This is a genomic window from Aureimonas altamirensis, from assembly GCF_023702225.1.
Taxonomy (GTDB): Bacteria; Pseudomonadota; Alphaproteobacteria; order Rhizobiales; family Rhizobiaceae; genus Aureimonas; species Aureimonas altamirensis_B.
In genome coordinates this window covers 213,319-227,672 of the sequence record NZ_JAMQCO010000009.1, presented here as the reverse complement: position 1 = coordinate 227,672, position 14,354 = coordinate 213,319, and the positions used below count along the sequence as shown (strand labels likewise).

The window sequence follows — 14,354 nt, the reverse complement described above, 5'->3', positions numbered from 1 at the left end:
GAGAGGTTCGGGGCGGCTTCGATATCGAAGCCGCCGCGATACACCGTCAGAACTGACGGCCGAGCTTCGCGTCCACCGAGTGGCGGTTGGCGCCGACGGCGAGGAAGTAGAACGTGATGGCCGCCCAGAGGATCGATTTCTCGGCGCCCGAATAGCCCTCGCCTTGCGTGATCCAGTGGAACCACACGGTGACGAGCAGGACGACGGTCGTGCCGAGGGCGGCCGGGCGCGTGAACAGGCCGATGGCCAAAAGCAGCCCACCGAAGAATTCGGTGATCGCCAGAAGCGGCGACCAGAAGACACCCGGATAGAAGCCGAGCCCCTCCACCATTCCGGCCGCGCCGAACGGGTTGAGGATCTTCGGGTAGCCGTGCGTCATCAGCGCGACGCCGCAGACGACGCGCAACAGCGTCTCGGCCGGCGTGCCGAGCGCGGCGTAGACGCCGGAAAGCGCCGGTATGCGCAGCGGTGTGCGATCCATGTGATTGTTCATGTCATGTCCTGTCATTCTGTGGAGCAGCCGCCGAACGGCCATTCGCCCGCAGATCCGTGTCCACCGGCAGGCTGCCATTGAGGTTCTTGTCGTCGATCAGGAATGACGGGTTCGAGGGGGCGGGTCGTCCCGCGCGGGCGGCTGCCCTTCGAGCAGCCCCGCCTCGTGCGCAGGTAGCCAAGCGCCATCGGCGCTCCTTGCAGCCGAGCCCTGGGTACTTCCAAGCACCGCGATACCGCATTTGGCATCCGCCTTCGACTGGATCGGCAGCGCGGCGGCAGGCTCGACCGGGCAGCTGCGCTGCACCTCCTGCTGGGAGGGGCAACCGCCGGCCATGACAAGTCCCGCACGCGACGCAAGGGTTGCCGCGAGGCTGAAGGCGATGACCATCAAGATGCGCAGGGCGTAGCTCACGGGCCGACATTTACGGGAGGCTCGACCGGGCGGCAAGCGCTTATTGCCGCGCCACGGAACCGCTCAGCCGGCCACGACGCCCCATAAGGCGACGCCGGCCCATACGATGTTGCCCGATATGATGGCGAGCACGGCGAACGAGCCGAGATCCTTGGCCTGCTGTGCGAAGACCGAGAATTCCGGCGACACCCTGTCGACCAGGAGTTCGATGGCGGTGTTGACGGCCTCGAACGCGAACAGGCAGCAAAGGAGCACGAATTGCCCCAGCAAGGCGCCGGCCCCTGCCCCCGTCCAGGCCAGAAGACCCAGCAGGGCGGCGGCGCAAAGCAGTTCGTGCCGGAACGCCGTCTCCGACATCAGGCGGCGAAGACCACCCATCGAATAGCACAGGGCGCTGGCCAGATGCCGCAGCCCCGCCTGTTTGGCGGGAGCCGAACGAAAGCCGGTCTCGGTGCTCATGAACGCGTCCCCGGCAGTTGCGCGACCTTGCCGCCTGGCCCCGTTCGGCATGCGGCGAACATGTCGAGCGGCGGCTGGTAGATGGAGGTCGAGACCTCCGAAAGGCCCAGCACGGTATGGAAGACGTTGTCGTGCGACAGGGGCGCATCCGCAAGGTTGCGCACGCAACCCGGATCGAGGCCGACGAGCGATGCATAGGCCGGGGAGAACCATGCGATCATCGGCACATGCGTCTGCGTTTCGGGCGCCATGAAATAGGGCGCGCCATGCAGGAAAAGTCCATTCTCGCCGAGCGACTCCCCGTGGTCGGAAACGTAGAAGAGGTTGGATGCCAGTTCCTGGTGCCTGCCCAGCAGACGGATCGCCTCCGCCAGGATATGATCCGTATAGGCGATGGTATTGTCGTAGGCGTTGACGATTTCCTGGCGCGTGCAATCGGCGAACTGGCTCGTGCGGCAAGCCGGCTTGAAGCGTTCGAAGGACGCCGGGTAACGGGCGAAGTAGGCCGGCCCGTGGCTTCCGAGCTGGTGCAGCACGATCACGCTGTTGCCCCTGACGGTATCGAGCGCGGCGGCGAGCCGGTCGACGAGTACGTCGTCCAGGCATTCGCCGCCCTCGCAGTAGCGATCGTCCGGCTTCGAGGGCAGGAACTCGTACGGTATGCGGTCGGCGACCTGCATGGAGCCCGTATCGTTATCGTACCACGCAACGGAAAGCCCGGCGTGGGACAGGACGTCGGCCAGGTTCTGCGTCGCCAGCGCCTTCGGCTCCGTATAGTCGTCCCGCGGATAGACCGAGAACATGCAGGGCACCGAAACGGCCGTCGATGTGCCGCAGCTGGAAACCGCGTCGAAGCTGGCGACGTTCAGCGCCCGTAACTCCGGCGTCGTATCCCGCGTGTATCCGGCCAGGCCGAAATTCTGCGCCCGCGCCGTCTCGCCGACGACGAACACCGTGACGACGGGCTTCTGCGACGTCGCGACACGCTCGGACTGGTGTGCATCGAGCCCGAGTGGCTGGGCGACGATGTTGCGCTCCCGGGTGAGCCGGTCGGCGTAGCGGATGGCGGCGCCGATGGGCGCGACGGGGTTGAGACTGGCCATAAGATCGCGATGGGCGCGCAACGTGCCGGAAAAAGCCTGGTAGTTGGCGAAGACGATGCCGAGCGCCAGAAGAAGCGCCGGCACGACGACGAGGCTGTTGTGCAGCACCTTGGACCCGAAGGGCCGGTGCCGAACCCGCACCGTCGCGATGAAGGCGGCGGGCAGCAGCCCATAGACGAGAAGGTGCAGCGCCATGTCGGGCGTGACGAGGTGTCGTGCCTCCCCCGGCGTCGTCAAGAGGATGTTCTGGATCATCTGCCGGTCGATCAACGTCCCGAACGTATCGGCATAGTAGGACGCTGCCGCGGCGATCAGCACGAGCAGCATGAACAGCGGTTTGATGAGGTACTGGACGGAGACGGTGGCAAGCCCTGCCAGGAACAGGGCGAAAAGCCCCGCCGCAAACATGGCCAGGGCGTACGAATGCCCCTCGAAACAGGCGAACGCCTTGGCCCAGAATGTTCCGTTGGTAAGGAAAAGCATGTAGGCGGCGGTGAGCGCCGATAGCGCGACACTGCCGATCACGGGCCGGGAAGGACGCATCCTGCCTCCATCTGCGAAATTGCGGATGGCGCAGGCAGTAGCGGCCCCACATGTCGGCCCACTGGCCGCCACTATACGATTTCGTATAGTCGTTGGCGCCGTGTGTGCGGGAGTGCCGGATGAAACTGTTGCTGATCGAGGATGATTCCGGCATCGCCGGCTATATCGGCGCCGGCCTTGCCGAGGCGGGCCACGGCGTCGACCGGGCAGCGGACGGATTGTCCGGCATGGAGCTGGCCTGCACGCGCGATTACGACGCCCTGATCGTGGACAGGATGCTTCCGGGCCTCGACGGGCTGTCTTTGGTGCGGGCGCTGCGCTCGGCGGGGCGCGATGCGCCGATCCTGTTCCTGACGTCGCTGGGAGGCGTCGACGACCGGGTGGAGGGGCTGGAGGCCGGCGCCGACGACTATCTTCTCAAGCCCTTCGCATTCTCCGAACTCCTGGCGCGGCTGAACGCATTGACGCGGCGTGGGCCTGCCCGCCGCGAGGAAACGGTGCTGGAGGCCGGGGAACTTCGGATGAACCTCGTTTCGCGCAGCGTGACGCGCGGCGGCGTCGCGGTGGAGTTGCAGCCGCGCGAGTTCCAGCTCCTGGAATACCTGATGCGCAACAAGGGCCGCCTCGTGACCCGCACGATGTTGCTGGAGCGTGTCTGGGATTTCCACTTCGACCCGCAGACCAACGTGGTGGAAACGCATATAAGCCGCCTGCGCGCCAAGGTGGACAGGCCGTTCGGCAACGAGGTCATCCGCACGGTGCGCGGCTCGGGCTACATACTGGAAGCCTGATCCCCATGTTCCGCACCCTCGCCTTCCGCTTCGCCGGAACCTATGCGCTGATATTCACCCTGTTCGTCTCGCTGATCCTGGGGGTCGTCTACATCGTCGCCACGCAGGAGATCCGCGGCATTTCGGAGCGCGAGATCCAATACGACATGCAGGCGCTGCGCTCGGCCTACGACAAGGGCGGGATATCGGAGCTGTCCTTCGTCATCGGCGAGCACGCCGAAGGCGCACCCGGCGACGATTTCTACCTTCTGGCCGAGAACGGGCGGATGATCGCCGGCAACATCCCCGAGCAAGTCTGGCACGAAGGCTGGCAGGAAATGCGCCTGCCGCATTCCATCGTGCAGGGCGACCAGGACCTGAAGGACGCCGCCGCGATGAACAGCGACGACGAGGTGCGCCTGTTCAGCTTCGGGGAGACCATGGGCCCCTATCAGGTGCTGGCCGGACGCAATTCGCATATCCTGCACGAGACGCAGGAAATCGTCCTGTTCTGCCTGCTCGTCGGCAGCGTCGCGATAGCCATCGGCGCCCTGGTTACGGGTTTCGCACTGAGCCGGGAACCGGCCGCCCGGGTGAACGCCATCCTTGCGTTGACGCGCCAGGTCACCTCAGGCCGCTTCGACGGACGCCTGCCCGTCAGACGGCGCGGCGACGAGATCGACCGGCTGGCCGAACATATCAACGTCATGCTGGCGCGGATCGAGCGGTTGATGGACAGCTTGCGGCAGGTGTCCACCGACATCGCGCACGATCTGCGCACGCCGCTGGCACGGCTGCGCCAGCGGCTGGACCGCCTTCAGGCGCATCCGCCGACACCGGCCGAGTTCGATGCCGCGATGGACGACGCAATTGCCGAGGCCGACGGGATCATCGAAACGTTCAACGCCCTGCTGCGGATTGCTCAGGTGGAAGCCGGCGTCCGCAGGGAACGGTTTCGAATGACCGACCTGTCCGCCCTGACGGCCCGGATCTGCGATATCTATGCCGATGTGGCGGCCGATGCCGGACATGCGCTGAGCCTTCATATGGATGACGCCTTGCAGGTTGCCGGCGATCCGGACCTCCTGACGCAGATGATGGCGAACCTGATCGAGAACGCGATCAACCATGCGCCAGCGCCGGCCCGCATCGCCGTTACCTTGCGAGGTCAGACGGACAGGTCGGTGCTATGGCAGATCGAGGATGACGGGCCCGGCATACCTGAGGCCGAGCGCAGGAACGTCTTCCGCCGCCTCTATCGCCTCAATTCCAGCCGCAGCACGCCGGGCAGCGGGTTGGGCCTCTCAATGGTCGCCGCCATCGCGGAGTTGCATCGGGCCACCGTCCGGCTCGACGACGCCGCGCCCGGCCTGCGCGTCAGCCTGCGTTTCACGCAGCCGGTCGACGAAGATGGAGGTGCTGGCGGCAACCCCGGCGCTGTCGACGACGGAAATATCGGCAAAGCCAGCTGACTCCAGCCGATAGGCGGCCTCCCGCCCGAACACGCCGGAAAGTGCCGGCCGGCCGCCGACATACCACGTGAACGGTGGCCGGCCGCCCCGTACTTTCAGCGCCAGCGGGGCCCCGGAAGAGCCGGGAGCGAGCTCGATCCGCGCACCCGCCGGCGGATAGACGATCTGCGGCGCATCGCCGGGCCGGAGCCGCCCGGCGGCCACGCCGACCTTGCGCATATGAGACGGCAGCCGCGCATTGCCCGCCGCCAGTATCCCGGGCGGCGGCCCCGGCAACCTCTCGGCGCCCCCGAGGCGGGCGAAAACACCCTTCAGAAGCGGAAGGGCCGCATCCTGTCCGACCAGGCCGGCAACCGGAACGCCGTCCGGACGCCCAACCCACACACCGGCGACATGCCGTCCGTCATAGCCCAGGCTCCACGCGTCCCGGTAGCCGTAGGACGTCCCGGTCTTGTAGGCGAGGCTGCCCGGCGGGCCGCTGGCGGTCGTCGGCGCGCCGGCCAGGATGGACGTCACATACCATGCCGCCGCCTGCGACAGCATGCGGTGGCCGCCCTGGCGAGGCCCCTCCTCGTAGGAGAGCGGCATGGCAAGCCCGCCATTGGCGAGGCCTCCGTAAAGACGCAGGAGATCTTCCAGCGACAGGCCCAGCCCGCCGAGCCCGATGGCCAGTCCGGGCAGGCTGTTGCGCCCCAGCTCCGGAGCAGCCCCCGCGCGCCGCATGCGCTGGACCAGCCGCGCCGGACCGACGGCGCGCAGCAGTTCCACGGCGGGCAGGTTGCGCGACAATTGCAGGGCGCGGCGCACCGTCATCACGCCCTCATAGCCATGATCGAAATTCTGCGGCCGGTAGCCTGCGAAACTGGCGGGACGGTCGTCCACCAGGCTTTCCGGGTGCGCCACGCCGCGCTCGAAGGCCAGGCCGTAGATCAGCGGCTTCAGGGTCGAGCCGGGGGAGCGGCGCGCCCGTGTCAGGTCCACATAACCCTGTCGCGTGCGGTCGAACATGTCGGCGGAGCCCACCTGCGCCAGAACCTCGCCCGTCCGATAATCGCCCACCATCAGCGCCAGCCCGGCACGGCCCGGCAAGCCGGCGGATTCGCGACGCGCGTAGTCTTCCATTCGCGCTTGCAGTCCGGCATCGATGGTCAGGCGATACAGCGTCCGGGAAGGGTCCTCGCGCCGCAACCTGTCGGTCAGATGGGCGGCAAGCATCGGCATTGCACGGCGTTGCCGGGGCACCGGCTCGCGCATGGCGCGCTCCGCCTCCGCCTGCGGCAGGACCCCAAGCTTCGCCATCCGCGCCAGGACACGGTTTCGCGCACGTTCCGCCCGATCGGGATAAAGGTCCGGCCGGAAGCGCTCGGGCGCTTGCGGCAATGCAACCAGAAGCGCGGCCTCCCCCGCCGTCAGGCGCCGCGGCTCCTTGCCGAACCAGGCGAGGCTGGCGGCCCTTATGCCTTCCACCGGGCCGCCATAGGGTGCCAGGCGCAGGTACAGCGTCGCGATCTCGTCCTTGGTGAAACGCCGCTCCAGCGCCAGCGCGACCATTGCCTGTTCCAGCTTGGCGGCCATGCTGCCGGTCGGCAGGCCGCGCACCATGCGCGCCACCTGCATCGTCAGCGTCGATCCGCCGGAGACGATCCGCCCGTGCCGCGCGGACTGCCAGGCCGCACGGCCGATGGCCAGCCAGTCGATGCCGGAGTGGCTTTCGAAGCGCCTGTCCTCCCAGGCCATCAGCATGGACAGGAAACGCGGATCGACGTCGGCCAGCGCCACATCCATGCGCCATCGGCCCTCATCCACGGGAAAGACCCGAAGCAGCACGCCGTTCCTGTCCAGCGCCACGGCGCCCAGTTGCGGCTCATGCCAGCCGGCAAGCCGCCTGGCGCCCTCCTGACGTGCAAGATCGAGCACCGCGAACAGCGCGACGAGGATGGCCAACAGCGCCGGCAGGATCAGCCAGCGCCGGACCTTCATCGCAGCGGACCGACGACTTCGACGAGGCTCTCCGCCGTCCGTGCCCGGCGTCCCGGCTGGTACATGTTCTCCACCAGAGCGGCCGGGTGCAGGAAGCGTCCCGGCGAGACGGCCCGGACGATATAGGCGAAGCGCATCGGCGCGACGTCGCCATCATCCTTGTCGACCGAGGCGATGAAGCGGTCGGCCCGAAACTCCGTGTGCGCGGCATCGTCCGTCAGCTCCAGGAAGGACAATGCCGCCACGTCGCCACCCCTCAGAATGGACGGGTTGTCGATCTCGAAGCCGGCGGGCAACGGATCGTCGATGATGAGGCGCGCCGATTGCCGGTCGATCGGCGTCACTTCGATGACGGCCACGAGCCTGTCTCCCTGCGCAACGGTGTCGAGAGAGGCAGGCGCACCCTCCAGCGTGTAGGCGCTGCGCGCGATCGCATAGCCGGCGCTTTCGGCCGGCAGGGCCACCGTCGGCTTGCCGCGCACGGTGACCTCCGCCGTCAGTGCCTTGTCGCCGGCATTGCGGATCGCCGCCGGTACGGCCAGCGAAGCCGCATCGAACCGGGTGGCGTAGGCGCCTTCGCGCCGCTCTCCGTCCAGTTCGAGCACGGACCTGTCGCGCGTCACGATGGCGTGTGCCGCCAGCAACGACCACGCCTCGTCCTGGGTCGACATATAGCGCGCGGCAGCCCGCTCCACGCCGACCTTCCTGACCAGCGGATCGAGATCCGTACCGGGAATGTCCTGCTCCAGCCCAAGTGTCAGGACGCCTGCCGCATCGCGCAGGGCCGAGCCGTAATCGGAGCGGCCCAACCGGTTTCCATCGCCTTCCAGCGCTGCCGCCACCGCCGTGCGGTAGACCGCTTCCGAGCGGACACGGTCTGCGTAGAGGGCGAGCGCGGCGGCCAGTTGGGCGCGGGCCAGCGGCGTGGGAAACTCGTCCATGCGGTTGTCCGCCACATAGCGCAGGTCGCCGATCGCCGCGCGCCCGTTGCGGGCCAGAACGTAATAGGCATAGGCCGCGGACGCCCAGTCCGGCTTTTCCGGCAGGTAGGCGACCTGGTTGGCGAGGTTGTCGAGCGCCAGCGACAGCGCCTCGGCGGGTACCGGTTGGCCCTTGCCGGCGGCGCGCGACAGGAAGTCCGTGACATAGGAATCGAGCCACAGGTCACCGTAACCTGGAGCCCACAGGCCGAAGCTTCCGGAGGAGCCCTGGTTGGCCAGTATGCCGGAAATGGCCTTTGCGACACGTTCGCCGACATCGGGCCCTTCGCCGAGGCCCGCCGAAAGGATGATCTCGTCCAGATAGAGCATGGGCAGGACGCGGCTGGTCAATTGCTCCGTACAGCCATAGGGATAAAGATCCAGGGCCCGCACCGCGCCCGCCACGTCGAAACCGGGGAAGCTCGATACCGTCAGCGTCGCGGAGGCGGTATCCGGCGCGAGATCGGCGAACAGATCCTGCCCCAGCGTCAGGCTGCGGCCCGCTGCCAGCTCGAAGCTGGAGCGGCGCACCACATCCGGCCGGAGCGAGCGGACGGCGACACGCAGCTCCTTCTCCAGCATCTCTCCATCCGGCGGTGTCATCTCGAGCGTCAATGTGGCCTCGCCTTCGCCGATGGCGGCGATCTCGACGAGGCGGCGCACCCGCTGGCCTTCGGCAAGCTCGACCGTGCCCTCCACCGCACCATCCAGCCGCAGGACGCCATCGCCGCCGCGAAGCGCGTAACGGACGGCTCCGGCCGGCCCATCGGCATGGGCGAGGTCGAGCGCGATGCGGGACGTATCGCCAGGCCCGAGGAACAGCGGCCGGCTGATCTGCGCGACGACCGGATCGCGCACAGTGACGGTGGTATCCGCCTGGCCGACGCCCGTGTCGCTCCAGGCGACGGCCATGAGCTTCAATTCGCCGTCGAAGTCCGGAATATCGAGCGCCACGACCGCGCGGCCGGTTTCGTCCACCTCGACCACGCCGGAGAAGAGCGACACGAGTTCATCCATCGGCGGCGGGCTGACGGCGTCGGCGCCGGCATCGCCGCCGGAGCGCACCGAACCCGGCGCGCCTTGCATGCGGTCGATCAGCCGGCTGTAAAGATCGCGGATGTCGACACCCAGGCGGCGCTGGCCGAAATACCAGTCGGCGGGCGACGGCGGGGAAAAACCGGTGATGTTGAGAATACCGGCATCGACGGCGGCCAGCGTCAGGAAGGCGCGCTCCCCGGGCCGGACCCCGGACACCTCTACGGGAACGTCCAGCCGCCGGCGCGGACGAATGGCATCCGGCGTCTCGATGGCGACGGACAGCGCCTTGTCGGCCGGGTCCACCGCCGCATAGGCAAGCCCGATGGCGCGCGCCGGCATCTGCCGGGCCTCGATGTCCATGGGCCGCCAGGCGAAAGCCGCCACATACGCGCCGGCTCCCCATTCGGCGGTCACGGGCAGGCGCGCCTCTCCGCCGCCGGCCGGTATATCGACGACCGTCCGGGCGATGACGCCTTCGCGCATGACGACGATCTCGGCGCGCCCGGCAAACCGGGGGTCGATACGCACCACCGCTTCCTCGCCCGTGGTGTAGCGGGATTTGTCGAGTGTCAGGCGGGCCATGTCGGGCGTATCGGCCGAGCCGGCCGCGACGTACCAGCCCGCATTGAAGGACACGCTGGCGGGCACGGCATCCGCGGCGGTGACCACGAGTTCGTAACCGCCCCAGTCGACCGGCACGGACAGGGTTGCCGGATCCCCGGCGGCAAGGTCGAGCGCGCCGTCCGCGACGCGCTCGACACGCCGGATCGGCTCGAAGTTCCAGCGGCCATTCGTGGAATACCACTGGAAATCCGTGCTGATGCGGTTCAGCACCCAGTTTGCCTGCGGCGCGGCGACCGGCTGGCCATCGGCGTCGAACAGCGCGACGGCGAAGTTGGCCTGCGTCCCCTGCGGAACCGCCCCATCGAAGGCGGGGCGGATGGCAAGCCGCGCCCCGCGCGAGATGAGGGGCGCATCGACGCGGCGCTCCACCGGGCGGCCGCCGGCATCGGTGACGCGCACGACCAGTTCGGCCGAAACCGGACGCGTCGTGCCCGGAATGTCGAGCACCGGCAGCGCCAGCACCGCATGGCCCTCGGCGTCTGTGGCGGTCTCTTCGAGCGCCTGCCGTCCGGGCGTAATCTCCTCGTCGGCAAGGCCGAACAGCCATCCGCTCAAGTTCGGCAGGCTGCGCACGGCGTTGAGGACGACCTCGCCCTCCACGGTCAGGTCGGCGGCCGGCGCCCCGAACAGGTAACGCACGTCGAAGTATATCTCCGGCGGCATTTCCGGGTCGATCGGCCCCGGTTGCGGCAAATCGAAATCGATCTTCTGCGGCTCGAAATCCTGGACCTGGATGCCGGTCGAGGCGATGGCAGGGCGCGCCGGATCGATGTGCAAGGCCATGCGCCAGCCGCCGCGCATGGCGGCGGCGGGCAGCACGATCGCCTCGGCGCCGCCGCCGGCATCGGGCGTCGTCACCGCGCGGCGCTGATATTCGACCCCGTCGGGCCGCGTGACGACGAGCGTCAGCGCGGCGCCCTGCATGGCCCTGGCCTCGCCATCGCGGACGAGCATCGTCAGGTTGACGGTGTCGCCCGGCCGATAGATTCCGCGATCCGGTGTCAGGAAGACATCCATCGGCCCTGCCGGTGCGCGCCCGTCTACCCCCCTGTCCGTCAGGTCGAATGGGGCGGCCGTCATGTCCAGGAAGACGAAGTCCCGCCCATCCTCGCGCGCGGCCATCAACACCGCCGGCCTCTGCCCGCCGTCCCCGGCGCTGAGGCCCGGCGCGAATATCGCGCGCCCTTCCGCATCCGTGCGAGCCCGCCCGAGCACCTCGTTGTTGGCGGCGACAAGCTCCAGCTCTATCCCTGCCAGCGGTTCGGCCGTGCCGAGCGAACGGGCGGAAACCGAAAGTCCGTCGGCGCCGGACAGCGCGGTCAGCCCGATATCGGTAAGGACGAACCATTGTTGCGCGGGCGCGTCGTCCTCGCGCTGCCGGTTGGCGGGCGCCGCCGACAGGATGTAGACGCCGGGTTGCGCTTCCGACAGCACGTCGCGAAGGGGAATGGCGGTGACCGTCTCCGCGTTCGTGGCGCCCGAGACGTCCATCTCGCCGCGCCATACCTCCTGGCCGGTCTCGCCCGCGATGGTCTCGAGCTGATAGGCGGCGAGCTGCGACAGGAACGTGCTTTCGCCGATGGTCCGCGCCAGTTGCCGGTCGCCGATCCGCAGCAGGCGCAGGTTCAGCCGGTCGGCATTGATGCTCGTGACGGGAATGGAAACGGCCCCGCCGGCAGGCAGGACATAGGCGTTGCCGGCAAAATGCGCGGCGGGATCGCGGTCGCGCACATAGATGTTTGTTTCCACCTGACGCGGCAGCGTCTCTCCGGATGCGGCGGGAATGCCGGCCCGTGCAAGGATGCGGTAGCGCTGCCCGTGCGCCACCCCTTCCACGCAGATCTGGCTGCCGGATGCCGAGACGGGATAATCGTCGCCGCCGTCGACCGACAGGAAGTCTCCGGCCGTATCGCCGCCGGACAGGGATGGCGCCAGATCCTCGGAGAAGTTCAGGCAGATACGCGGCGTGGCGGCATTGTTGTCGACGCTGTTTCCGACGATGCGGAAGCCGTGCGCCGCAAGCGCCTCGTCGAGCCGCGTGCGGATGGCGGCGTCGTCGTCCAGCGTCACGGCAAGCCGCCAGGCGGCGATCGCCGGCTTCCACTCCCCATCGTCGCCGAGCGCGGTGGCGATCGCATCGAGCGCCTGCCCCTGCAGGATCGGGTCGGCCGCCAGGACGAACGCCGACACCGACGCCGTACGGCGCAGAGCGGCATTCTCCTGGCGGGCATCCCAATCGTCGGGGCGCGTATCCAACGCCTCGCGCGCCACAGTCAGCCAGGCGGCAGCGTCCTTCGACGGGCCATCGCCCGACAGCCGCGCGTTTCGCGCCTCGTCGATCAGCGATGCCGGAAGGAAGGGCAACTGCCGTTCGCGGGCGGCGACGGCATCGGGATCGCCGGTGGCGGCAAGCACGATGCGGCCCGACGTCGCACCGGGCGCCTGCCGCAACTCCCCGACCTCCTCCTTGAGGAAGCACCAGCCGCTCGACCGGTTGAGGGTGAATGCCTTGCAGCGATTGTCGGAAAGGCAGGCCGTTTCGCAGATGTTCTCATCGACGTCGCGGAGGATATCGTAGTCGTGGCCGAAATAATCGGCGTCCGGCGTGGGCACGATGCGGCGCTCGGCCGCCTCCGCCGTCGCCGCTCCGGCGAGCAGCAAACCTGCGACGAGTACCGTTGCCGCCAATCGACCGAATCCAGCCATGATGTCATCCCCCCGCTGACCGTGGCGGAGAGTAGAACAACGCCCGGTGAACGCAAAGAGACGGCGCCTAGACTGCCATGGCCGGTGCCGCGGAACGCATCCTGACGCGGGCGGCCACATGATCGCCCATGCGCAGCGCCAGCGCCACGGCGGGCAGCGTCGGGTTTGCCTGGCCTGCGGTCGGGAAGACGGAGCTGCCCGCAAGGTACAGATTGCCGAGATCGAAGGAGCGGCAATCCCCGTTCACCACGCCAGCCGAACGATTCTGCGCCATCCGCGTCAGCCCGATCTGGTGATAGCCATCCAGCGCCTGGGCGCGGGCGTGGTCCACCAGCGCGTCGGGCGGAGCCAGATAGCGCAGCGTACCGATCCGTTCTGTCTGCAGCCAGCGATCGAGAATCGCATGCGAGCGCACCACCGAATTGAGATCGGTCTCCGAGAAGCGGAGATCCACCGCCAGCCGACCGTCCGCAGACAGGACGGCCCGGCTGTCCGGGTTCGGCGCATGCTCGGCATGATAGCGCAGCAGGTAGCGGCCTTCCGGATTGCAGAGCGCGAATGTCTTGCCCTTTACCCCCCGCTGCAGCAATTGCCTGGCAATGCCCTGGCAGGCGCGGAGATCGATGCGGGATCGGCGCAGATTGGCGAAGTGGCCGGCCAGCCCGCCCTGCCGCGGCCCCACGGGCGCAAGTCCGCTCCGCACCCTGGGCAGGACGGAAAGGCCCTTCATCGCCATGTACAGGGAAGACAGCAGTCCGCTGCCATGCGCGGGATCCGAGATCGAATAGCTCTCCAGCCAGAAGGCCGCGTTCAGCAACTCCTTCTGCATCTGGATGGCGGGACCGAGCGTCAGGCGCCGTCGGTTGACACCGCCCGCCCGCTGCCGCTGAAACCACAGGCTCCGTGCGAAACGTGGATCGTTAAAGCGGATTTCGGCGAGGTATCCGGTCAGGTGCCCGCAATAGAAACGGCCCAGCGGCCCATTCGCGCCACCGAACAGCTCCGGCCGGTCGCGCTGCGTATGGAGAAGCAGCCGCGTATTCTCGAGGCCGCCGGCAGCCAGCGCGAAAGTCCGCGCGGCAACCCGCACGACGCGTCCGGCGCGCTCCACCTCCAGGGCGGCGACACGCTCCGACGCCGGATCGACGATCAGGCGGCGGGCTACGCAGCCCGTGTGGATCTTCAGGTTGGGCAGGTTGCGGATCGCACCGGCGTGCAACGCGGCGATATCGCTGGAACGGCTCCACCACTCGATGTTGCCGTCATCAACCGTCCTGTCGCCCGGCGCGTCACCCGGAGGCTCGGTCGGCTCGCATCCGAGGAATCGCAATGCCTCGGCATAGTAAGGCGCCAGTTCGGCGTGGGCGATGGGCCAGCCGGAATGGGCGACATGCTCGCGCGCCGGAAAATCGATATCGTCGAAGCGGACGCAACGGCCGCCCCAAAGGTTGGCGGTGCCGCCCAGCGCGCGCATGACGGCGGTATCGGCGCCGACATGATGGTCGTTCAGCAGTTCCACCGCAGGCACTTCGGCCCTGTGGCCGGACGAGACGGGGTATCCCGCCTCCAGAACCGTCACCGCGAGGCCCAGTCGTGCACATCGGAAAGCCAGCGCCAGGCCGACAGGGCCGGAGCCGACAATGCAGATATCCGCAACCGCGGCGGTATCCGGCGTGTCGTCTATGATCATACGCCTGCCAAGCGTTCCCGCGTCCGGTTCGGGCGAATGCCCATCGTCAATGGACGCGGAGCCTTGCACGTCTTCGCAGGTG

The 14,354-nt window shown here is 68.1% G+C and carries 8 protein-coding genes and 1 pseudogene; 2 read left to right on the top strand and 7 right to left on the bottom strand.

The window, feature by feature from the left end; translation table 11 throughout:
* Nucleotides 1-46: 46 nt before the first annotated feature.
* From NDN16_RS16285 to NDN16_RS16270, 4 genes are all read right to left on the bottom strand, one after another.
* Nucleotides 47-508, bottom strand: coding sequence for a DoxX family protein (locus tag NDN16_RS16285; RefSeq protein ID WP_435301113.1), 462 nt, complete (start codon nucleotides 506-508; stop codon nucleotides 47-49).
* Between the two features lie 81 nt (nucleotides 509-589).
* Entirely contained in the window at nucleotides 590-907 is a 318-nt protein-coding gene (locus tag NDN16_RS16280) for a hypothetical protein (protein ID WP_251114517.1), read from the bottom strand.
* A gap of 63 nt (nucleotides 908-970) precedes the next feature.
* Nucleotides 971-1,366, bottom strand: a complete 396-nt coding sequence (locus tag NDN16_RS16275) for a diacylglycerol kinase (RefSeq protein ID WP_251114516.1) — start codon at nucleotides 1,364-1,366, stop codon at nucleotides 971-973.
* Nucleotides 1,363-3,012 (bottom strand): phosphoethanolamine transferase, encoded by a 1,650-nt coding sequence (locus NDN16_RS16270; RefSeq protein ID WP_251114515.1) that lies wholly within the window; start codon nucleotides 3,010-3,012, stop codon nucleotides 1,363-1,365. The genes NDN16_RS16275 and NDN16_RS16270 overlap by 4 nt, the downstream gene beginning before the upstream one ends.
* Before the next feature lie 119 nt (nucleotides 3,013-3,131).
* On the opposite strand from NDN16_RS16270, the gene NDN16_RS16265 reads away from it, so the two are divergent.
* Together NDN16_RS16265 and NDN16_RS16260 are read left to right on the top strand one after the other, a co-directional pair.
* A complete protein-coding gene (locus NDN16_RS16265) occupies nucleotides 3,132-3,803 on the top strand; it encodes a response regulator transcription factor (RefSeq protein ID WP_251114514.1) in 672 nt (223 codons plus the stop codon).
* A 5-nt stretch (nucleotides 3,804-3,808) separates the two neighbouring features.
* Nucleotides 3,809-5,113, top strand: a pseudogene (locus NDN16_RS16260) (sensor histidine kinase); the annotation flags it as partial.
* Here NDN16_RS16260 and pbpC read toward each other — a convergent pair.
* From pbpC to NDN16_RS16245, 3 genes are all read right to left on the bottom strand, one after another.
* Complete coding sequence (pbpC, locus tag NDN16_RS16255) at nucleotides 5,087-7,234, bottom strand: penicillin-binding protein 1C (protein ID WP_251114513.1); 2,148 nt, start codon at nucleotides 7,232-7,234, stop codon at nucleotides 5,087-5,089. The pseudogene NDN16_RS16260 and the gene pbpC sit on opposite strands and share 27 nt — an antisense overlap.
* Nucleotides 7,231-12,582 (bottom strand): alpha-2-macroglobulin family protein, encoded by a 5,352-nt coding sequence (locus NDN16_RS16250; RefSeq protein WP_251114512.1) that lies wholly within the window; start codon nucleotides 12,580-12,582, stop codon nucleotides 7,231-7,233. The genes pbpC and NDN16_RS16250 overlap by 4 nt, the downstream gene beginning before the upstream one ends.
* Nucleotides 12,583-12,649: 67 nt before the next feature.
* Entirely contained in the window at nucleotides 12,650-14,272 is a 1,623-nt protein-coding gene (locus NDN16_RS16245) for a GMC oxidoreductase (protein WP_251114511.1), read from the bottom strand.
* Nucleotides 14,273-14,354 lie beyond the last annotated feature (82 nt).